The following is a 20,393-nucleotide window of genomic DNA, read 5'->3' on the forward strand; positions in this document are numbered from 1 at the left end:
TGTTAGGCCCGTCCCAGACCGGAGCGTGCGGCGAGGGCGTAGCCTCGTTGTGCTGTCACCTGCAGGTCCCGGTCGCGGATCACGGCCCAACGGTCAAGGACGTCTGTCGGAAGTGCGTCCTCCGAACGCCAGTCCTTCAACGCCTCGGCCAGCAAAGTGGCATCCCCGAATGCCTTTGAGGTCCCGGCAGCCGTGTGTGGGCGGACAGTGCCCGCCGCGTCGCCAATCAGAACGGCCCGTCCATGTATGCGCGCTTGGGGCACCACATCCTGTACGGGTTGCATAAACAGACGCGATGCTTCGACAAGGTTCCGGAAAAGTGGGGGCAAGGTGCGCGCCGCCGTCTTGGCCATCTCTCGGGACACATTCATGTCCATGTCGTCCGCAGGTAGAAACGAGCGATAACGCGTTCCCGAAGCGCCGGTCAGGTACCGATCCAACGCGACCTCGGGTGTATTCACATACCAGACCCAGTTGACCCGCCGCTGTCCGGGTTCGGTTGCGCCATCCGCACCGGGTACGAGATAGCACAGCATCTGCATGCCCGGATGCATGAAGGATGTGAACCGCCCGGCCAGTGCGTTCACCAAGACGGGTGGTAAAGCTGCCTCATCCTCCAACCCGCGCCAAGCGACATAGCCGGTATATCTTGCATCTGCCTTTGCACCCAAGAGGAGATGCCGTGCGGCTGAATTCACTCCATCTGCCGCGATCAGGATGTCTGCTGACACGGAGTGCCCGTCGGCGAAGGTCGCCGTGATCCGGTGCTGGTCCTGCGATAGCGCCGTCAAACGGCTGTTCTGGTGATAGCAATCGCCACCCAGATGAGTTTTCAAGGTTCGGTAAAGCGTGTCCCACGCTGTCATTAGCTGCGGTGCCGGGCTTGCCTGCGCGCGGCCGTCCCGCGCCAATCCAACCCGCTCGCGCAATTCGACGCATACCGAACGCGTGCTCACCCCGATCCGGCTTAGCAACGCATCAACCTCGGGCTGCATCACCACACCAGCGCCGCGCGCCTGCATCTGACCCGTTGATCGCTCGTAGACGGCGACGTCGGCCTGTAGCCGATCACGCAGTTCGATGGCGGCCGCCAGGCCACCAACCGAACCGCCGACCACGGCCGCGGAGAAAGGTGCGTTCGGCCCCATGTTCAATTGCCTCGAAGCGATCCCGGTCGGGCCTATCATCAAAGTAACAAGAGCGGTAGTAGTCACTCAGAGGTAACCTGAAAGAGACAGCCATGGCCGACCATTCACACGCATCCGATCCTCAAGAAGCATTGGTAGACGAGGCTGTCTTCCATGAGCGCTATCCATCACGGCGTCTTCTGGATCTGATTGCAAATCGATGGACTCCGATTGTACTGTTCTGCCTTGCGTCGGGCACACATCACTATGGGCAAATGCAAAGGCGCATTCCCGGCATTTCGAAAAAGATGTTGTCCCAGACCCTGAGGAGGCTGGAAACGGATGGTCTGGTTCACAGAGAGGTCTATCGCGTTGTTCCTCCAAAAACCGAATACGAACTGACAGAACTGGGGTGGCGGCTTCACGAACCCGTCCGCTTCCTCTGCAGGTGGGCTACGGAGAACGCCGAGGTTTTCGACCGCATAGAGCGCAATCGAACGGCAGCCGCAGTTTCAGAGTAGAGGCGCATCGATATGCGGAAATCGCGGCGCCCGGCGCTGATGAGAAACCGGCCTTTGCCTAAATGGTCAAGCGCTGCAGCGCCGCTTCGTCAGACCGGATTCTTGTTGCGTCTGCATGATGGCGGTGATCTGTAAATCACAGTTTGGGGAACGTCCGAAACGTCGCAGCATCCTTGCAGCGAGCCTATTCTATTCGGTCATCGACGGCCCTTAGCCGACCTTGGCTGGGCTTCTCAAATGCGGAATCCGCGTTCGATTTGCTGCCATTCGCTGCAAGCGCAAAATCGGTTGATGGGCGAATTCACAGATCGCAGGGCAAAGCACCAGCTTGGTGCGCGTTTTCCAGCGGCTACTTTCTGCAATTCGCAATGTCAGAAACAAAAACAGAGGGGAAACGGACCTCGCAAGCGCGTGCAAGCCGATGCCCGCGCGACACGGGTGCGCGCACAATCAAGGCACCCAATAACTTGGGCTTGTTCCGCGCCGCTACATGGTGGTCGTGGCGTTGCGAATGCGTTACTATCGGTCGAGTGGGAAGATCGGACGCGGCACATTGCGGTAGGGCAGCCTGGCGAGGTCCGGTGTGCAGAGCGCGCCGCTATCGCAAACGATAATGCGAGATGCGATCGGCTCGAAGGCGGCGCGAAAATGCTGCATGGACTTCAGGGCGACGATAGTCTTCTCGGCGGGATCGATGCCAAACGTCCGGAATTGCGCAAGGTCAAGCATCTGGGTCGCGTTGGTGACAATCAAGATGTCGATGCCTGCCGCGCCGAGGACGGCAGTGCGTCCCCAACTTCGGTGAAGACCACCGAGGATCGGGCCTGTCCCCGTAAAGTTGCCATCGCTGAGCATCTTGAGTGTGCCCGTCACCGTGATTGGCCCGCCGCCACGGTCAGGATCCGTCTTGCCTCCAAGTTCAAGGGTGACGGCCCGCCCCACGGTTTGCGTTTCCAAGTACTCGATTGCTTCTGGATCGACCAACGGTCCAAAGCATGCATTGTCGGCGCTTGCGGCAAGTAGCGCGGCAAGCAGCGATGTGGCATCGCCATACGCTCCTCCACCGGGATTGTCGGCATAATCGGCAACGACGATCGGGCCGTTTTCGGCTTCGTGGCCCGCGCATTGTGCGGCGGCGGCTTCGACACTGAGATAGTCGTTGAGACCCTCGAACCGCCTGTCCCAGATGTCATCTGCAAGTTCGTTGGCAAGCAGTTCATGTGGCGTAGGGTCGCCCTGATAGGTAACAAGGACTGTCGGCCCGACCTCCGCAATATCGGCATTGCCAAAGCCTGCATTGATACTGACGGCAAAGGCATCTGGGTGCTGCTGGTGTTCAAGAGCCCGCGCGTTGCGTTCGATCATCGGGCCGGCATCGGTGCGTCCACCATTGACCTCCTCAAGCATCGGGCGATGAACCCGCAGCGTCTTCGGTGCGATTTCATCCGACATGGTCCGATGAAGTATCTCTCCTGCCAGCACGGCACAGTCGCGCATGTCGACATGTGGATAGGTCTTGTAGGAGACGATGATGTCGGCGAGGTCGGCCATCTCTTGGCTTACATTGGCGTGGGGGTCGAGCGTGATTGCGATAGGAACGTCGCGGCCTGTCACCTCCCTGAGCCGCGCGAGGAAAGTCCCCTCACCGTCCTCGGCGCCGTCAATCACCATGGCGCCATGCAGCGACAGCAAGATGCCGTCAAAACTCTGAGCGAGAGCAAGCGCGATAACCGGCGCGGCCAGCGCCATGAATGTGCCCGGTGTGACAAGACCTCCGGGTGGCGCAGACGTGCTGACCGCATGGGTCAGAACCCATCCCTTATCGCGTGCGACATCGAGGAACCCGGCAAGATCGGTGTTTGCCTGCCCTCGTTCGCGGATCGCGTCCTCTCCCAGCAGGAAGTACCGGTTCTTGAACGCTGCAAGATTTGTCGGGCGGATCGAGAAGGTATTTGTCTCGTGACTGATCTCGGCAGTCAGAACGCGGAAGCTCATCGGATGTTTAATCCATCGGGTTGTGGCAGGCAACCATCTGGCCGTCGCCCAGGTTTGAAAGGGGCGGGCGTTCGCGTTTGCACATATCGCTGGCCGCAGGACAGCGCGCCGCAAAGGCACACCCGGGAATCTTCGCAAATGGGCTTGGAATTTCACCGCCCAGCATCGTGACGATTTTGCGCCGGGTCGGGTCGGGCTCGAAGTTGCTTTCGAGAAGCGCATGGGCATAGTGATGACGCGGCTGCGTCTCGGCGCCCGACAAAATCTCCACGACGCGCCCCAGATACATCACAACAACACGGTCGCAGAAGTAACGAACCAGGCTGAGATCATGGCTGATGAACAGATAGGTCAGCCCAAGCTCTTCCTTCAGGGCTTCCAGCAGGTCGATGATTTGCGCCTGGATGGAGACATCCAAAGACGCGGTCGGCTCGTCGAGCACGAGAAACGACGGGCGCAGTGCCAGTGCTCGCGCGATCCCCACCCGCTGCTTTTGACCGCCAGACAGCTGATGGGGGAAACTATCCATCATGCGCGTGCTGAGGCCGACCATGGAGATCAACTCCTCCACCGTCGTTTTCGCCTCGGCCGCCGTCTTGGCTTCGCCTTGCACCTGAAAGGGTTCGAGCAAGGCGCGGCGGATCGTGTAACGCGGGTCGATGGCAGAATACGGGTCCTGGAACACCATCTGCATCTGGCGGCGTAGTTTGCGCATCTCGGCCTGCGACTGGGTCGCGAGATTCTTGCCGTCGAAAAACACAGTCCCTTCAGTGGCCTCTAGCAGGCGCAGAACGAGCCGCGCCAAGGTGGACTTGCCGCATCCGCTTTCTCCCACGACACCGGTTACATTGCCGCGCGGCACATCAAGCGAGACGTTATTGACCGCGCGCATGGTGCGGCGCGGCTTCATTAAACTGCCTCCGGATGAAAACTCGCGGGTCAGATCCGTCATCGTCACAAGACTGTCGTCGCGTGGGACAGAAGCATCCATTATCAAACCTCGCTGAAATGACAGGCCGCCAGACCCGAAGATTTGGGCTCAAGCGCGGGCGCCTCGTCGCGACATAGCGCCTGTGCGTTGCTGCAGCGCGGGTTGAAGCGGCAGCCATCGGGATAATCGACGATGCTTGGCACGACGCCGGGAATACCCTTCAGGCTTCCCGGCTCCTGACCCAGCCTCGGAATGCAGCGGATCAGTTCGCGCGTGTATGGGTGCTTCGGTTCCGCAAAGATCTCGCCAATCCCGTTCATTTCTGCGACCCGACCGGCATACAAAACAACGACGCGGTCGCAGGCCTGCGCCACCACGCCCATGTCATGAGTAATCAGCATGAGGGCGAGGCCGCGGTCGCGGACCAGTTCGACCATGATCTGTATGATCTGGGCCTGGATGGTGACATCGAGCGCCGTCGTGGGTTCGTCGGCGACAATCAGGTCAGGGTCTGCGGCAAGCGCCATGGCGATGATGATCCGTTGTTTCATGCCGCCCGAGAGCTGATGTGGATAGGCGCGATGAATCGCTTCAGGTTCCGGAATGCGCAACTGAGCGATCAGGTCGAGGCTGCGCGCCTTCGCCGTCGTGGCGCTCAACCCCAGATGCAGGATCGAGACCTGGTCGATCTGCGCACCGATGCGAATGATAGGGTCGAGCGATGTCATCGGGTTCTGGCTGATCAGCGCAATCCGCTTGCCGCGCAGCCGACGCAATTCGATCTCGGGAAGTCCGATCAACTCGCGCCCGTCGAACGCGATGGAGCCTTTGGTGATGGTGCCGCCGATGCGCGGCAGCAACCCCATGACGCACATCGCGGTCAGCGACTTGCCTGAGCCGGACTCACCCACAAGACCAAGGATTTCGCCCTTGTCGATGTCGAAGGTGACACCCTCCAGCGGGCACAGTGCCCCAATCGCGACCGAGATGCCCTGAACCGAAAGAAGCGCCATATCACACACTCCGCAAGCGGTTGCGAATATCCAGGGCCTCGATCAACGCGTCACCAAAGAGATTTATCGAGATGACCGTTATCGCGATGGCCAGCCCCGGAAAGATGATGATCCAGGGTGCAATAAAGATTTGTGCCGTCCCGCTCGACATCATCGCCCCCCAGCTTGGTGTTGGCGGCTGAGCGCCAAGGCCGAAAAAGCCGAGCGTGGCTTCCAGGATGATCGCGTCCCCGGTCGCCAGCATGCCGGCCACGATCACCGGAGTAAGCGCATTCGGCAGAAGATGGCGGAAAATGATGTGAAAATGTCCTGCGCCGAGATTGGTCGTCGCCTCGACGTAGGTCTCGTTCTTCAAGGCCATGATCTGCGCGCGTGTCAGCCGCGTGAATTGCGCGAGGTAGGCGATCGAGATGGCGACCATCGTGCTTTCCAGTCCGGGGCCGATAATAGCGATCAGGATCAGTGCGATCAGAATCTCGGGAAAAGACCAGGTCAGATCGACGACCGCGGTGACGGCACGGTCGAACCAGCCGCCGAAATAGCCCGCCATCGCGCCCAGCGTCAGTCCGGCCGCCACCGAGATCGAGATAGCGGTGACCGCCACGGACAGTGACGTTCGCGCGCCGTAGATTATGCGGGACATAAGGTCTCGCCCGAATTCATCGGTGCCCATCCAGTGGGCCGCGCCGGGCTCGGTGTTTGCGCCCGGCAGGTTCTGGATGTCGTAGGCATAGGGCGCGATCAGCGGGGCAAACAGCGCGCAGACCACAACAAGAAGCAGGACGGCGGCAGAGACGCCGCCGCGTGGCGACCGGATGGCCGTCTTGATGGGTGCGAACGCCGTCATCATTTTATCCTTTCGCGCACACGTGGGTCCATCGCGGCCTGAACGATGTCGCCCAGCAAGGTGCCAAGCATCACTGCGACAGCGAGCATCAGAAGGGCGCCCTGAACGACCGGGTAATCGCGCTGGTTCAGCGATGTGATCAGCAGGGACCCAAGACCGGGGCGGGCAAAAACGAACTCGACAGTGACCGCACCGCCAAGGATCCAGCCGATGCGAAGCGACAGGATCGTGACCACGGGCAGCAACGCATGACGCAGCACATGACGCAATTCAATTCGCCAGGGCGGCACGCCCTTGGCGTGCAGCATCATGACAAAGTCCTTGCGTGCCGTTTCCATCATGGCGACGCGAGTTACGCGCGCGACAAGCGCCACTCCTCCAAGTCCTATGGTCAGGACCGGAAGGACCAGCGCATCCCAGCTTCGGGCACCCGACACCGGAAACCAGCCAAGCTGCACCGCAAAAAGCATGATGAGAAGCAGGCCAAGCCAGAAACCCGGTACGGTCGACCCCAGCAGGATCAGCGTCATCGTCAACCGGTCGGTCCAGCTGTCCTTGTAGATCGCCGCCAGCGCGCCAGCGGTGATGCCGACCACCGTCGAAAACAGAAGCGCCAAGGCACCAAGCGACAGCGAATGCGGAAGGTTTTGGGCAATCAGATCCGCGACTGGGCGGCGCAGGATTATGGCGTCACCCAGATCGCCGGTCAGGGCGTTGCCGAGCCAAATTGCGTATTGCTGATAAAGCGGCTTATCGAGGCCGTACTTGGCCGCAAGCGCCGCCTTTTGCTCGGGGGAGGAATTGTTCTGGACGAGATTGTCGATCGGATCGCCCGGAACCAGGTGGACGATCATGAAGATGAGCAGTGACACGGCAAGGAAGACCGGAATGAGCAGCAAGAGCCGCTTGATAAAAAAGCTGATCATTCCGGGGCCTCGCTGGTTTGCGTTGGGTTACGACGCGGTTCAGTTGACGGTGATGTCGACCACGGTCTGGCTTTGCAGACGCGTTCCCCGAATTGCCTCAGGCACGGAAATGGCCTCCTTGTCATAAGCGTAGATCTGGACGGGCTGATAGATCGGTGCGAAGACGAATTGGCTCAGCACGTATTCATGGTAGGTCTTGAAGTTGGCGACGCGTTCCTCCCACGTGCGCGATCCGGTCATGGCGGCCACGTTCATCTTCTGCGCAGTGGGATCGTTCCACATGGACACGTTCGGATAGCCTAGCCGTTCGCCAGAGAAGAACCAGTCGATGATATCCGAATTGGCCCAGGAGTAGGACCTGACAGCCAATTGGTGTTCATCACCCTTTCGGTATTGGTCATTGATGGTGGCACTGTCAAAGACCGTGATGTCGGCACCAATGCCAACCGCCTTCAACTGGGCCTGAACCACTTCGGTCACACGTTTGAATTCGGTTCCGTTCTGGGTCCACAGCGCGACCTGCAGTTTGGTTCCGTCCTTTTCCCGAACACCATCAGAGCCCATGATCCAGCCGGCTTCGTCCAGCACGGCATTGGAGCGGTCCGGATCGTAGGAAATTTTGAGCGCCGGATCGACGTTTGCCGCCAACAGCGAGTCGATCAGAAAGGTATTGGCGACCGAACCGACGCCGCCGTAGAGATTATCCAGAATTTCCTTCTGGTTGATGGCAAAGGCCGTGGCCTCGCGCACCTTGATATCGGTGAACGGTGCGACCGTCGTATTGATCGGGATGTAGAACAATCCAGTGCCCGGCATCGTGCCGACCTGAACCGAGTCCTCGCCTTCGAGGCGCGGCAGGAAGTCGGTCGGAACACTGTACAACATATCCACGCCGCCGGTGCTCAGTTCAAGAAAGGCCGTGGAATCCTCCGAGATTTCGCGGAACGTGAGCGTCTTGATATGCGGCGCACCCTGGTTTTCCGAGAGATCCGACGCCCAGGCGTAATCCTCGTTAGCAGTCAGTACCGTTTCCTGCCCCACCGTGAAGCTTTCCAGCTTGTAGGGACCGGATCCGACCGCGGCGGTGACACCGAAATCATCACCCAGCGCATCGAACGCTTTGGGCGAGGGAATGCTCATGAAGCCCGATGACATGTTCGACAAGAGGTTTGGATCGGGGTTCGCCATCACGAACCTGACGGTCAAATCGTCGATCACCTCGACGCTTTCGATTGCGGCCGTCATGAACGCGTTTTCGGTTTCGGCGAATTGCGGGATCCACCAGACTATGGTCTCGGCATTGAACGGCTCACCGTCGTGGAAGGTTACGCCCGGCCGAAGCTTGAAAGTCCAGGACATGCCATCGGGCGTCGATTCCCATTCAGTGGCGAGTTGACCGTGAAAAGTCTGATCCGCATCCTGAATGACCATTCGGTCGAAGATCAGGGTTATGGCATCGTTCAACTGCGTGGCGTTGATGGGATTGTAGCTGGGAGTGCCGACATTCTGGGCGGAGACGACGAAGGTCGCGTCTTGGGCGTTGGCGGCGATGGCAAGCCCGAACATGCTGGCGGACACCAGCATCGAGCTTGCGAGAAGTCGTGTCTTGGAGATGAAGCGCATTGCAGAATTCCTTGTTGTTATCGTTATCAATGGTGGTCTGCGTCAGGCCGGTTTGCTCCCTGACTGAGATGTGCGATTGCTTGGTTTTCCGACGTAACCAGTGAACTGGCTATACAACTGCGCGACGGCTTCCATTCTCGCTTCGACCTTCGGGCCAAGCTCCAGAAAAACGCCGTTCACCAACAGATTGGCCAAACTTGCCATCTGGGCTGTCGACTCCCAGAATTGGTTGAATTCGGTGGGGACAACGAACATCTCGTCGACAAGATCGCGCCCCCAGTCGCAGAACGGATCGGTCACCAGTGTCACTGGAATTCCGGCCCTCTTGGCTTCGATCGCAAGGTCACGCGACAACCTCGAGTAACGACGGGCCTCGAAGATCACGATGCACGACTGGGCGGGGTCCGAAACCAGCACCTCGGCAAAACTGCCCCCGGCAAGGTCCAGCATCCGCACGCCATCGCGCAGATATTGCAACTGATTGACCAGTATCTGCGCCATACCCCGTTCGGTCTGGAACCCGACCGCATAGACATTGGGAGTGGTCGCCAATCGCTTCACGACGCGGGTCCATTCCGGCGTCCGCGCAAGTTCGTAAATCGCGACCAAGGCCGAGATTTCAAGTTCGAGCCCGGCTGCAAGCTGATCTTCACCCGCAGCGGCCCCCTTTCGCAGATACCTAAGCCTGTCGCTGACAAGCCAAGGTTGCTGGCCTATGTCCTGCTTCAGATGCTCCTTCAGGTCCTTGAAACTCTTGTAACCAACGGCCCTGCAAAATCGACCAACCGTCGGCTCGCTGACTTCGACTTTCGCCGCGAGGCTTGCCGCCGTTTCAAACGGAAGGTTGGACAATTCCGAGAGCATGAAGTTTGCCAGAATCCGGTCGGCTTTCGAGGCGGTGGCCAGACTGGTCGTCAATCGCTCGCGAACAGATGCTGTCATACCCGAGTATCTCCCTTGGCAGTATACATGAAAGTTTTCTGACATTTTGTCAAAATTTTTAATTTTTATTGCAGCCTAACTGATCTGTATCTGTTACCGGTTGACGATCGGATGGTGAGTGACGGCAAGAAGCAGCGACGTGCCCTTTCCCTTGGACATCTCTCGAACTGACCAAGGGCCGCTTGACCGGCTGAAATGGAAAGGCGGGTCAACACAATGTACGATTATGCCGTCATCGGCGCCGGGATTGCAGGTGCCTCAGTGGCCTTCGAACTGGCCCAGGTCGGAACCGTCGCAGTGATCGAAGCGGAGTCCCAGGCCGGTTATCACAGCACGGGACGGTCGGCTGCGCTCTATACACCCAACTACGGGAACGACGTTGTACGCGCGATCAGTGCCGGCAGCGGTCCGTTCTTTGTCGATCCGCCAACCGGCTTCGCTAATCATCCCCTGCTCACACCACGTGGGTTACTGACGATTGCCGGGCCGGGGCAAGAGGCTCGCCTTGACACGATGGTCGCAACTGCCGCGGATGAGGCGCCGGTTCACCACATGTCGGCGACAAAGGCTCTGGCGCTCGTGCCGCTTCTCCGTCCGGAAGTCGTCGCTGCGGCGGCTTATGAGCCGGGCGTGATGGACATCGATGTGGACGCGCTCCATCAAGCTTACTTGCGCGCCTTCAAGGCGTTGAATGGGCCACTGATATGCAATGCGCGTGTGCGAAGGATTTCTCGCCACGGGGGAAAATGGGGTATCGAAGTCGCCGACAGCACAATTCAGGCCGCCATCGTCATCAACGCCGCTGGCGCATGGGCGGATGAAATCGGGGCGATGGCCGGCGCCCGGACGCTCGGGCTGGTCCCGAAGCGTCGAAGCGCAATTGTTGTCGATGCACCTATAGGCATAAATATACAATCGCTACCCGCCGTCGACATGGCCGGCTCGGAGGCATATCTCAAACCCGAAGCAGGGCGCATAATGGCGTCGTTCGGCGACGAAACACCGACCGAACCACAAGACGCGCAGCCCGAAGAGCTCGACATTGCCCTAGCCGCCGATTGGCTCCAGCGTCACACCATCATAGACGTCCGCCGCATAGCACACAGCTGGGCAGGACTTCGGACTTTCGTGCCCGACGGCGCCCCGGTCGTGGGATTCGATGGTGCGCTAGACGACTTCTTCTGGCTCGCCGCGCAGGGTGGCTACGGAATCATGATGGGACCAGCACTGGCGAAGGCATCCAAGTCTCTTATCCAACACAACCGCTTGCCGGACGATTTCGACCAGCGCGGCGTGTCCCAAAGCGCGATCTCGCCCGCACGTCTGTCAGAGGTGCGATCTCGATCAGTTATCGAGTCATCTAATGACTGATCAACTCGAAGCCGCCGCTCCCAGCCTATTTGAAATGTCACTGCAAAATTGCAGGCTGCTTGCGAACAATCGCAGTACGGCCATCCGCCATATTGCGAAGCTTCGCCGTCGATCAGCGCCCTCCTTCGACAAGCTGCGTCGTGACGGTCGCTATCCTGGCAAGAGCCCGCAATGGGCTGCTTCCGGGCTTATCAATGACAGCTATCTGCGGATTTCAGCTGCCGGTGTGGTCCGCTTCATCGGTCAAAGTGGGCTCCTGTCGGACCATCGATGCGGTGCGGAACCAGTATGATCGATAGCACCGGTCGCGCTGAGGACGGCCCATAAAAGGCATTCGCTAGCTAATCCCTATGCTGCAATCGCAACTCGCATTGCCGACGTTCGCTGCAAACGCAAAGTCCGGTTCTTCCAAATCCACCTGTCCAATTCCGTCCGTGTCGACCGTTGGTCGGCAAAATAGCCCGCTACTCAACCGCGTTTGCGGCGGACTTAACGAGGGTTTCTATCATTGGTCGCCTATCGAGCAAGCGACGGGCGATGGAAGTATCCAGGGTCAGGCCCGTGTCAGTTGCGCTTAGGCAATGCTCTGTTTTCTCAAAGGGCGTCGGGTAGTCGGCTGTTGCCGCAAAAGGCCCGAAGCCCGCGCGTGACAGTATGATCGCGCCGAGCATGGTATCTGCTTCGGCGGCGGGATACTCTCCGTTTCCTTCGTTCGATCGCCGCGCAAGTGCACCCATAAGAACCGGGGCTTCCGCGCGCGGATATGCCACCATGGGTTTGCGCGACATGGGGTCAGGATCACCGTCGAACAGCGCCATAGGCGTAGAAAGAAGATACGTCTCGGACAAGTCTGGCGCGTGCAAAGGTGGGTGCAGGAACGCCACATCGATCATGCCCTGCTCCAAACGCTTTTCCAGACCCGCAGTCGTGCCCTCATAGAGTTTGACCCGCGCATGGGGATGGTGTTTTCGGAAGTTGACCAGAGTTGGGATAACAATCTGGTAGGCAGCGATTTGCGTCATGCCGATGCGGAGCGTTTGCCCCAGGCCTGCCTGGGCATTCCGTGCGGATTGCGCGGTTTCTTCTGCAGCGGTGATGACCCGCTCGGCACCTTCGACAAACTGCTCACCCGCCGGTGTCACGCTCACCCCGCCGCGATCACGGTCAAAAAGGCGAACGCCAAGCTCCTCTTCGATCCGCCGAAGACGTGAGGAAAGCGCTGGCTGCGTCACATTCAACCGACGCGCCGCCCGGCCGAAATGCGCCTCCTCCGCGATGGCGATCACGCTTTCGTAGTCGGTCAGGCCAAACACTTTCGATAACTCCAGTTTATCAAACTTATCGAATAGTAACATCGTAAGTTGCGATGATTGACCAATCTTATGTCGTGATCAGCGCAGATCAAGCACATGCAACACCGACAAAGGAGATCAAGGTGAAGACCCTGCTTACGACACTCACTGTATCCACGGCCCTGGTGGCCCCCGCCTTCGCGCAAGAGGCCGGATCGCGGGATGCCCGTGGCCAGCTTGACTTCGAAGGCCGCTATCTCGTTTCGGTTCAGGATGCAGACATGCTTTCGTCGGCCTATGTCAACGGCATGCTTGGTCCCCGGGAGGGCAGTGACACCCTCGCGGTCATCCCGCTAGACGGTGACCCCCGTGACTGGGTGGCGGCACAGGTTTTCGCGTCGAACTCCGTCGCTGGCCCGCCAAATGCAGTCGAGATCACACCCGACGGCCGCTTTGCTTTCGTGGTAGAGACGTTCACTCCGCGCCCGGACAACGACGATGCCCATGGTTTTGGCGATATGTCGATTGGTACGACATTGACGGTGATAAGCCTGGCAGACCCGGCGTCGCCCGAGATCCTGCAAACCGTTGAGATTGGTGCCCGGCCCCTTTCGGCAAGTGTCAACACAGCGGGCGATACCCTCGCGGTCAGCTACTCCATCGAGGGTGGGTCTGGCGCAGAGATTCCTATGCAGCTGTTTCGCATCGCTGAAGATGGTAGCTTGAGCGATCCGGTTTCGCCGACCATCGAAGGGTATGCCCTCGGCGAAGACAACATCATGGATATCGACTGGCATCCGGACGACGACGTGATCGTCTGGATCAACCAGTTCGACAATACGATGCAGTTTGCCAGTGTCGGCGATGACCTGAGTGTCACGCCTTTCGGCAACACGGTGGACATTGACCGCGCGCTGTTCACGCCCGATGGCAACCACGCCGTGAGCAACGCGCTTTATTGGGGGCCAGACATCGCGGGCATCTGGATCGAAGCACCGCGCGGTCAGCTTGTGACGGTGCGTATGAACGCAGAAGTTAGCGAGGATGGAACAGCACGCCACGCACTGATTGACCGGGTGATGACAGGTGTCTCCCCCGAAGGCCTTGCCGTTTCGCCCGATGGCCGCTGGGTGGCCACAACCAATCTGGAGCGCAGCTACCTGCCATATGACGACGAGCGCATCACATGGTATTCCTCGGTGACGCTGGCAGCGCTCGACCAGGAAACCGGCGATCTGACAGAAGTCGGGACGTTCAACTACGACGGCATCCTGCCCGAAGCGGCGGTGTTCGACAACTCCGGCAATTACCTCGCGGTGGCGAACTTTGACCATTTCAATGATCGGGTCGACGGCTCAAGCATCGACTTCTGGCGCATCCAGACCGATCCGCTTGACCCCGGCAACACGCAACTGATCAAGACGGAACACTCTGTGCCGGTCGCCCGTGGCGCACATTCGATGGTAATTGCGCGCTAAACGTCGCAGCACGCGCCTCCCATCAGGGCGCGCACCTATTTTGAGGAGTTCCATTCATGCAATCCCGACGCCAAGCCCTTGCCCTCCTGACCGGCTGCGCAGCGTTCACACTGTTCGCGCAGCGATCAGCGCTCGCTCATCACGGGTTCACGGGACGCTATGATGACGCCCGTCCGATCTACGTCGAAGGTGTCGTGCGATCTGCCAGCTTCCGTCGTCCGCACCCGCTGATAGAGATGCAAGTTGATGACGATTTGCGCACACCAACCGAACTTCCCCAGGGCGAAGAATTTGCTGACGTCGTCGAGGTGCGCGAAGAAGACCGGGGCCGGGTCATCGACGTGGAATACCCCCCGGTCGGTTTATTCTTCGGGCTCGAGGGACGTATCGCGGCGGATGACCGCATCGCGACAATCGTGTTCCAGAACTGCCGCCCACCTTACCAACTGCGCGGTCAATGGATCAGGTTGCCAGACGGCGAGGCCGTCGTGCGCCGAGGCCGCATGCAAACTGAAGAAGCCGCATGTTCGAGCTGACGTCTTTATTGGCAGCCTTGGAGACCTCCACGCTAGCGGATTGGGTGGGCGGGCCAATCTATCCCGTGATCTCAGCGCTGCACATTTTGACCTTCGCTTTCGTTGTCGTCCCAGTTCTTATGGCAGACGTTCGCGTTCTTAAAATCGGTGTTGCTGACGATCAGGTTGCGCGCCTGTCTCGCACCGTTGTGCTCGCCTTCACCGGTGCGGCATTCACAGGCTTCTTGCTTCTGTCGGTCCAGGCCACGCGTTACGCAGAAAACCCTGCGATCTTTTGGAAGTTCGGGTTTCTGGCGTTGGCGGGCGCAAACGCCGTTCTCTTTTACTTGCTTGAGAAGGTCCAGAGGATCATTGCAGTTGTCTCAGTTTTGGTATGGTGCGGTGTGCTACTCGCTGGCCGATGGATTGCTTTTTCAGCCTAGCCCGGATCAAGCATCCCGTCGCAAAATGGCCGTCGATGCACTGCGCAGCAATGGTTTCTTTGAGCTCAATCCAGTCATAGGGGAGCTTCTAGAAGCAGCATGAACTGCCGCCCTTAAGCCGAGGACGGCCCAAAACCGCCATTGCCGATGTCGTAGAGCGCTGCAGTGCAGCTTCACCAGGCCGGACTTTCGCGGTATTGTCGAAGTGCTGTCCTTATCGAACTCACAGATCGCGGACGAAGTGAGCTTTCGCGACGGCTGCGTCAATGGCGACTATGGATAAGTGGGCGTGGTCACAGACGGTCGTTTTGCCCCACCTTTACTAAATGCGGTTATCGATGACAGACACTGCAAATAACGGGTGCGTTTCGGTAGGGACAGGATGCACGACGGGCAGCTCGTTTAACGCAGTTGCGTCTGCGAAGAGAAAACCGCACCCTGGCCCAAGTATGCCAGAACACCCGATGAAACCCTTACCCTCATTTGGCCGTCGGTTGCGGCAGCAGCGACGGGTGCTGGGGTTAAAGCAGTTGGTCATCGCACACGAGGTGGGCGTTGATCAAGCGACTGTATCTCGGTGGGAAAGTGGCAAACAATAACCGCCAATCAAAGTCCAGCATGCTGTGTTCGATCTGCTTGCCCAACCCAGAACAGATGATCAGGCGTTGCGCCGGCTGGTCGAAAACTCCAGCGATTGCGTGCACTTGGTCGACGAAACCAATCATGTTTGTTTGGCTTACTCACTTAGCCGAGCACAAGACTGGTTGGTGTCGCAAAGAGCCATGCTTGGCGTATCACTTTGGCGGTTCTCGACGGACGAAATCCGCCAAGCAGAGACTGAACTCGCGGAGTCCGACTGGTGGTCTGTAAAAGAACCAAAAGCAAAGTTGTTTAGCACGTCCCAAGCTACCCATAACGCAATCCGGATCAGTGCAGGTGCTATCCTTTGGGAAAGGCTTTATCTGGCTGATGGCACGCGGGTTCGACTGGTTTCGGGCGTCTGATCCTCGCATTTTTTATGCGTGGATCAAAGATCGCGCGCCCAGTATCCGGATAGTATGTTGCGGACTTCATTTGGCAGTATTCTTCTTGTGCTGGTCTTATGGCTGGCGGGCCTTGGCGCTGCGGCGCAATTTGCCAAGTTTGCCGTTCCGTTCGGCACCGTTCGCTTGCTCTATCCTGAGGCCGGAACCGAAATCGGCTGGCTCCTGACCCTTATCAGCGCTTGGGTGCATTTTTTGGAATGACCGCTGGCGTCTTGATCGCGCGCATCGGGCTCGGGCGTATTGTCATCACGGCCCTTTTACTCGGTGGCTTTGTTTCCTTTTGGCAAGCGACACTGCCAGGGTTTGCGATCATGTTGGTAAGCCGTGTGATCGAAGGTGTGTCCCATCTGATGATTGTCGTCGCCGCGCCGACGCTCATTGAGCAAATCACGTCAGGGCGTTTTCGCGGGATCGGTATGACTATGTGGAGCACGTTCTTTGGTGTCTCTTTTGCGTTGATGGCCTGGATTGGATTGCCAGTTGTCGAAAATCGCGGGCTCGACGGGTTACTGGTGGCGCATCGGGCTTACATGCTATCGGTGGCGCTCTTTCTGGGCACTTTTCTCGCCAATGTGAGACGTCCTGAAACCGCTGCCGCTGTTCAACGCGACAAAACCCCGATGATCCAGAAGCACATTGATGCCTACCGATCACCCTATGTGGCTGCGCCGGCTATTGGCTGGCTGTTCTATACCATGACTTTCGTTGCTTTGCTGGCCGTGCTCCCAGAGCTGTTGCCATCATCTAGCCGCACCTTGATTGTTGGCTTCATGCCGGTTGTCAGTATCGCGGTATCCCTCATCATCGTATCGGCATTGCTCGCAAAAGCGACTGCGGTGACAATTGTAATCGTGGGGTTTTTAGTGTCTGGAAGCGTCGTGATGCTTGTCTTCGTAGGCCTTCCTCTACCGCATCTTTTCATCGGCTTGTTCGCAGCTTTGGGACTTGTCCAAGGCGCGAGTTTTGCCGCTGTGCCAGAGCTAAATGCCACTGACGAAAGCCGTGCTTTGGCCAACGGTGCTATGGCGCAGATGGGTAATCTCGGAAACCTTATCGGAACGCCAATTTTGCTTTCAATTCTTGGGTACGCGGGCCATGGTCCGATGTTACTGACAGTTTTGCTTCTTTACCTGTTCGGCATGATAGCGCATGTTCTTATGGCCCGCGCCCGGGCTTGAATGTTAGTTTCTTGCAATGACGATTGATGGCCAATGACCCAGCCCCCTACGCGGGCTGTTTGTTTGGCCCGCAGGATTGGGTCATTGGGTCTCAGCGCGGTCATATGAGGCCACGCGGCCTTTTCTCTTGCCCAAACTCAAAAAGATCTTGCGGCCGGCCCGTTGCCGACCTTGAGCAAGGTCTCCGGATGCTGCGGTCGCAGTCCGGATTGCCGTCATTCGCTGCAAGCGCGAACTTAGGGCCCCATCGAACTCAAACATCCCGGGACAAAGCGAGCATAAAAAAAGGATGCTGCAGACGTCCGCTGTTATCGCTCGGATGAGCGATGTCTGTGGCTATGCCGTGTTCCGCAAAGTTTTGAGACCAAGCATCAGAGCGGCACCGATCAGGAACGCGCTGCCGATCCGGTGGACCATCGCCGAAGCATTTTCCTTTAGTTTCGAAGCGATCCAACTAGCTCCAATTCCATAGCTCGACAAAAACGTACAATCGACAATCAGATATGTGACCGAAAGGATCACAAACTGCGGCCAGAAAGGCTGGCCTGGCTCAATGAATTGGGGAAAGAGTGCAGCAAAGAAAACGACGGCCTTCGGATTTGCAGCAGAGGTTAGAAACCCCTGACCCCAAAGTGTTTTCAGGGATGCATAAGGCGCGACGCTAGCCTTAGAACTGGCGTGGTTTGTCTGCCGCCACATGCGAAGACCCATCCAAAGCAAATAGGCGACACCAAGCCACTTCACGATTTTAAGGGCATGTTGCGAAGCCACCAGGACCGCCGCAAGCCCTAGTCCGGCTGCCGCCATTTGCAACGCATTTGCGGTTAGGTCACCAGCTGCTGTTGCAAGTGATCGATTGAAGCCATGTGTCATGCTGTTGGAGAGCATCAGCAAATGGCTCGGCCCGGGCGTCACCATAAAGGCAAGAACTGTTGCAAGATAGGTTAGCCATATTTCGATAGTCATGGGCGCGTTCCTTGGTCGCTCAGTTCCACAACTGGTGTGGCCTTACTCTTGATGGAGAGCAGGACCGCAACCAACACAATCGCACCCCCAATAAGCGTCGCAGTCGGGGGAATTTCTGACAGCATAAGGAATGCGAGGATCGGTGCGAGCGGCGTTTCCAATGCGCCCAGAAGGGCTGTCTGCCCGGATGGCACGCGTTTTGCCCCCTCGGCCAGCGTGACGGACGCGATTGCGTGCATGACACCAAAGACAGCGAGGATTGCGATTTCGACTGGATCAATCTGCAACGGTGAACCGAAGATGAGGGCCAATGGCACCAGAAACAAGGATTGCAGGACCGAGGGCCCTGCGCTCGGTGTGTCTGGCCTTGCGCGGTAGATGACCATGATGGTCGCCATAACCACGGTCATGAGCAGCGCCAATCCATCCCCTGTCAGGTTCACATCTCCCAATGAGCCCGCGACGATGATGACGACGCCTGCAAGCGACCCCGCCGCACCGAGCGCGGTACGCCGCGACACACGCTCTTTCAATATAACCCACGCCATCAAGGCCGCGATGAACGGGGCGGACGCATAGATCAGTGCAACATTCGCAACGGTTGTAAGCTTGAAAGCCGGGATCAGCGCGGCAGTACCAACCGCCCCGATGACGCCGACAGCAAAACCTGCCCGACCCATGGCAAGGAACTCTTGCCGCAGCGTACCTCGCCTCGCGACCCACGCCGTCGTGACAGTGGCCGCAAAGACGCCCCGCCAAAAGATCACGGCCCATGCTGCCGCTTCAACGCCTTTGGTGAAGATCCCTGTTGTGCTGAAAGTGATGGCCGACACGATGAGTAACGTGACCCCGACCGCATAGCCGGACCGCACCTTAGATCGTCTGTCAGTTTCAAGTTCCACCGAGAGTATTTTTCACTCATTCAAAACATGTTTCATGTGATACCTGATCAAATACTGAAGGATCTCCACGTCGACAAAGGAATTGATTTCACTAGATGCATTAGGTTTATTGATGCGTATGCCAAAACGCTCCCTCCCCCCACTGCGGGCATTGCAGGCCTTCGAGGCGACCGCACGTCATCTGAGCATCTCTCAAGCTGCGGCAGAGCTTGGCGTGACGCCCGGGGCGGTAAGCCATCAGATCAAGGCGCTGGAAGACTGGCTTGGTGCAGCGCTGTTTCATCGGCTGACCCGCGCTCTGCGCCTGACAGAGGCAGGCGAAGCCGCCCTTCCACTAATGACGGAAGGCTTTGACCGGTTGGCTGCTGCGACCGCCTGCATGCAGACGCGCACCGACGATCACTTGCTGACGATCAGTGTCAGCCCCGGCTTTGGCTCCCTTTGGCTTGTGCCGCGGTTGGATCGCTTTCGGCGCAAACATCCAGAGATCGAGCTGCGCCTTGATGGAACGGATCGGTTGGTCGACATCGCGAAGGGGGAGGCAGATGTCGCGATCCGCTACGGAATGGGCGGCTATGCGAACGTGCTTTGTGATCGATTGTTTGCGATGCGGGCCACACCTGTGTGCAGCCCAGATGTTTTGAAACGGGGAACAGGGCTGCGGTCACCTGCTGATCTTGCGGGCCACACGCTGCTGCACGTTGAATGGAAAGAGGCAGAAGGCAGTTGGCGCACCTGGCTTCTTGCGGCTGGCGCGCGTGACGTAGACCCTTACAAAGGGCCGCGCTTTACCAAAGAAGACATGGCCGTCCGCGCCGCCTTGGACGGCGAAGGCGTCGCCCTTATCGGCGATCGCATGGCAGCCGATCATCTCGCATCGGGTCGCCTGGTACGCCCTTTCGATGCTGACCTGAGCACCCCACTCGTATTCGCGTATTTTTTCCTTCGCCCCAAGGACCGCGAAGACGATCCGAAGATCCGCGCGTTCCGAAAGTGGATGCTCCTCGAAGCGGAAAGTGTTCAGGACGCAGCTACTTTGTCATCGCTGCCATAGAGAATGACTGCTCAAAAGCGGTCCGTAGCGCAAGTCGCAGCATTGGGAAAAATGGAGTTCACTGCCGACCTTAGCCGCATCTGGTGCAAGTGTCGGCTGTTGAGTGTGGAACGACTCTTCTCGGTCATCGTTACCACGTATAGATGGACGTGGGTTAAGTGCGGGATGTTCGCTTTCGGAAAGCTGCATCACTGGATTTGCCCTCAGCGTTGGCCGGCTGCAG

Annotated in this window: 22 protein-coding genes; 11 read left to right on the forward strand and 11 right to left on the reverse strand. The window is 58.4% G+C overall.

The window, feature by feature from the left end:
• Positions 1-2: 2 nt before the first annotated feature.
• The gene (locus Q1A71_RS22680; RefSeq protein ID WP_299682328.1) at positions 3-1,148 is read right to left on the reverse strand and encodes an FAD-dependent monooxygenase; all 1,146 of its coding nucleotides are present in this window, start codon (positions 1,146-1,148) and stop codon (positions 3-5) included.
• A 92-nt stretch (positions 1,149-1,240) separates the two neighbouring features.
• Here Q1A71_RS22680 and Q1A71_RS22685 point away from each other — a divergent pair, with 92 nt between their 5' ends.
• Positions 1,241-1,648, forward strand: a complete 408-nt coding sequence (locus Q1A71_RS22685) for a helix-turn-helix domain-containing protein (protein WP_299682331.1) — start codon at positions 1,241-1,243, stop codon at positions 1,646-1,648.
• Between the two features lie 519 nt (positions 1,649-2,167).
• Here Q1A71_RS22685 and Q1A71_RS22690 read toward each other — a convergent pair.
• The 7 genes from Q1A71_RS22690 to Q1A71_RS22720 are packed head-to-tail and all read right to left on the reverse strand — an operon-like array spanning position 2,168 to position 9,925.
• Positions 2,168-3,643 (reverse strand): M81 family metallopeptidase, encoded by a 1,476-nt coding sequence (locus Q1A71_RS22690; protein WP_299682334.1) that lies wholly within the window; start codon positions 3,641-3,643, stop codon positions 2,168-2,170.
• A 7-nt stretch (positions 3,644-3,650) separates the two neighbouring features.
• Entirely contained in the window at positions 3,651-4,634 is a 984-nt protein-coding gene (locus Q1A71_RS22695) for an oligopeptide/dipeptide ABC transporter ATP-binding protein (protein WP_366140337.1), read from the reverse strand.
• Positions 4,635-4,636: 2 nt separating this feature from the next.
• Complete coding sequence (locus Q1A71_RS22700; protein WP_299682336.1) at positions 4,637-5,587, reverse strand: ABC transporter ATP-binding protein; 951 nt, start codon at positions 5,585-5,587, stop codon at positions 4,637-4,639.
• Position 5,588: 1 nt separating this feature from the next.
• Positions 5,589-6,434, reverse strand: coding sequence for an ABC transporter permease (locus tag Q1A71_RS22705; RefSeq protein WP_299682339.1), 846 nt, complete (start codon positions 6,432-6,434; stop codon positions 5,589-5,591).
• On the reverse strand, positions 6,434-7,360 hold the full coding sequence (locus Q1A71_RS22710; RefSeq protein WP_299682342.1) for an ABC transporter permease: 927 nt from the start codon (positions 7,358-7,360) through the stop codon (positions 6,434-6,436). Before Q1A71_RS22710 ends, Q1A71_RS22705 begins: the two co-directional genes overlap by 1 nt.
• A gap of 39 nt (positions 7,361-7,399) precedes the next feature.
• Positions 7,400-8,983: an ABC transporter substrate-binding protein gene (locus tag Q1A71_RS22715; protein ID WP_299682346.1), complete on the reverse strand. Its 1,584-nt coding sequence runs from the start codon at positions 8,981-8,983 to the stop codon at positions 7,400-7,402.
• Between the two features lie 42 nt (positions 8,984-9,025).
• Complete coding sequence (locus Q1A71_RS22720) at positions 9,026-9,925, reverse strand: MurR/RpiR family transcriptional regulator (RefSeq protein ID WP_299682349.1); 900 nt, start codon at positions 9,923-9,925, stop codon at positions 9,026-9,028.
• Positions 9,926-10,141: 216 nt separating this feature from the next.
• On the opposite strand from Q1A71_RS22720, the gene Q1A71_RS22725 reads away from it, so the two are divergent.
• Both Q1A71_RS22725 and Q1A71_RS22730 read left to right on the forward strand, forming a co-directional pair.
• Positions 10,142-11,296, forward strand: coding sequence for an FAD-binding oxidoreductase (locus Q1A71_RS22725; RefSeq protein ID WP_299682352.1), 1,155 nt, complete (start codon positions 10,142-10,144; stop codon positions 11,294-11,296).
• Positions 11,289-11,588 (forward strand): hypothetical protein, encoded by a 300-nt coding sequence (locus tag Q1A71_RS22730; RefSeq protein WP_299682355.1) that lies wholly within the window; start codon positions 11,289-11,291, stop codon positions 11,586-11,588. The genes Q1A71_RS22725 and Q1A71_RS22730 overlap by 8 nt, the downstream gene beginning before the upstream one ends.
• Before the next feature lie 172 nt (positions 11,589-11,760).
• Here Q1A71_RS22730 and Q1A71_RS22735 read toward each other — a convergent pair whose 3' ends face one another.
• Complete coding sequence (locus tag Q1A71_RS22735; protein ID WP_299682358.1) at positions 11,761-12,609, reverse strand: LysR family transcriptional regulator; 849 nt, start codon at positions 12,607-12,609, stop codon at positions 11,761-11,763.
• Positions 12,610-12,731: 122 nt separating this feature from the next.
• Between Q1A71_RS22735 and Q1A71_RS22740 the strand changes: the two genes are divergently transcribed.
• The 7 genes from Q1A71_RS22740 to Q1A71_RS22770 all read left to right on the forward strand — a co-directional run bounded on the left by Q1A71_RS22740 (position 12,732) and on the right by Q1A71_RS22770 (position 17,248).
• Positions 12,732-14,066, forward strand: coding sequence for a hypothetical protein (locus tag Q1A71_RS22740; protein WP_299682361.1), 1,335 nt, complete (start codon positions 12,732-12,734; stop codon positions 14,064-14,066).
• Positions 14,067-14,122: 56 nt separating this feature from the next.
• Positions 14,123-14,602: a hypothetical protein gene (locus Q1A71_RS22745; RefSeq protein WP_299682364.1), complete on the forward strand. Its 480-nt coding sequence runs from the start codon at positions 14,123-14,125 to the stop codon at positions 14,600-14,602.
• Complete coding sequence (locus Q1A71_RS22750; protein WP_299682367.1) at positions 14,590-15,024, forward strand: hypothetical protein; 435 nt, start codon at positions 14,590-14,592, stop codon at positions 15,022-15,024. Before Q1A71_RS22745 ends, Q1A71_RS22750 begins: the two co-directional genes overlap by 13 nt.
• A 464-nt stretch (positions 15,025-15,488) precedes the next feature.
• Positions 15,489-15,623, forward strand: coding sequence for a helix-turn-helix transcriptional regulator (locus Q1A71_RS22755; protein ID WP_299682370.1), 135 nt, complete (start codon positions 15,489-15,491; stop codon positions 15,621-15,623).
• Positions 15,624-15,647: 24 nt separating this feature from the next.
• Complete coding sequence (locus Q1A71_RS22760; RefSeq protein WP_299682373.1) at positions 15,648-16,028, forward strand: hypothetical protein; 381 nt, start codon at positions 15,648-15,650, stop codon at positions 16,026-16,028.
• A 57-nt stretch (positions 16,029-16,085) separates the two neighbouring features.
• The gene (locus Q1A71_RS22765) at positions 16,086-16,271 is read left to right on the forward strand and encodes a hypothetical protein (protein ID WP_299682375.1); all 186 of its coding nucleotides are present in this window, start codon (positions 16,086-16,088) and stop codon (positions 16,269-16,271) included.
• The gene (locus tag Q1A71_RS22770) at positions 16,268-17,248 is read left to right on the forward strand and encodes an MFS transporter (protein WP_299682378.1); all 981 of its coding nucleotides are present in this window, start codon (positions 16,268-16,270) and stop codon (positions 17,246-17,248) included. Before Q1A71_RS22765 ends, Q1A71_RS22770 begins: the two co-directional genes overlap by 4 nt.
• 336 nt (positions 17,249-17,584) lie before the next feature.
• Here the strand turns inward: Q1A71_RS22770 and Q1A71_RS22775 are convergent, their stop codons facing one another.
• Both Q1A71_RS22775 and Q1A71_RS22780 read right to left on the reverse strand, forming a co-directional pair.
• On the reverse strand, positions 17,585-18,214 hold the full coding sequence (locus Q1A71_RS22775) for a LysE family transporter (protein WP_299682381.1): 630 nt from the start codon (positions 18,212-18,214) through the stop codon (positions 17,585-17,587).
• Positions 18,211-19,116: a DMT family transporter gene (locus Q1A71_RS22780; RefSeq protein WP_299682384.1), complete on the reverse strand. Its 906-nt coding sequence runs from the start codon at positions 19,114-19,116 to the stop codon at positions 18,211-18,213. The genes Q1A71_RS22775 and Q1A71_RS22780 overlap by 4 nt, the downstream gene beginning before the upstream one ends.
• Positions 19,117-19,228: 112 nt before the next feature.
• Here Q1A71_RS22780 and gcvA point away from each other — a divergent pair, with 112 nt between their 5' ends.
• Positions 19,229-20,170 (forward strand): transcriptional regulator GcvA, encoded by a 942-nt coding sequence (gcvA, locus tag Q1A71_RS22785; protein WP_299682387.1) that lies wholly within the window; start codon positions 19,229-19,231, stop codon positions 20,168-20,170.
• The last annotated feature ends 223 nt before the right edge of the window (positions 20,171-20,393 follow it).

Source organism: uncultured Roseobacter sp. (assembly GCF_947493125.1).
Classification (GTDB): Bacteria; Pseudomonadota; Alphaproteobacteria; order Rhodobacterales; family Rhodobacteraceae; genus Roseobacter.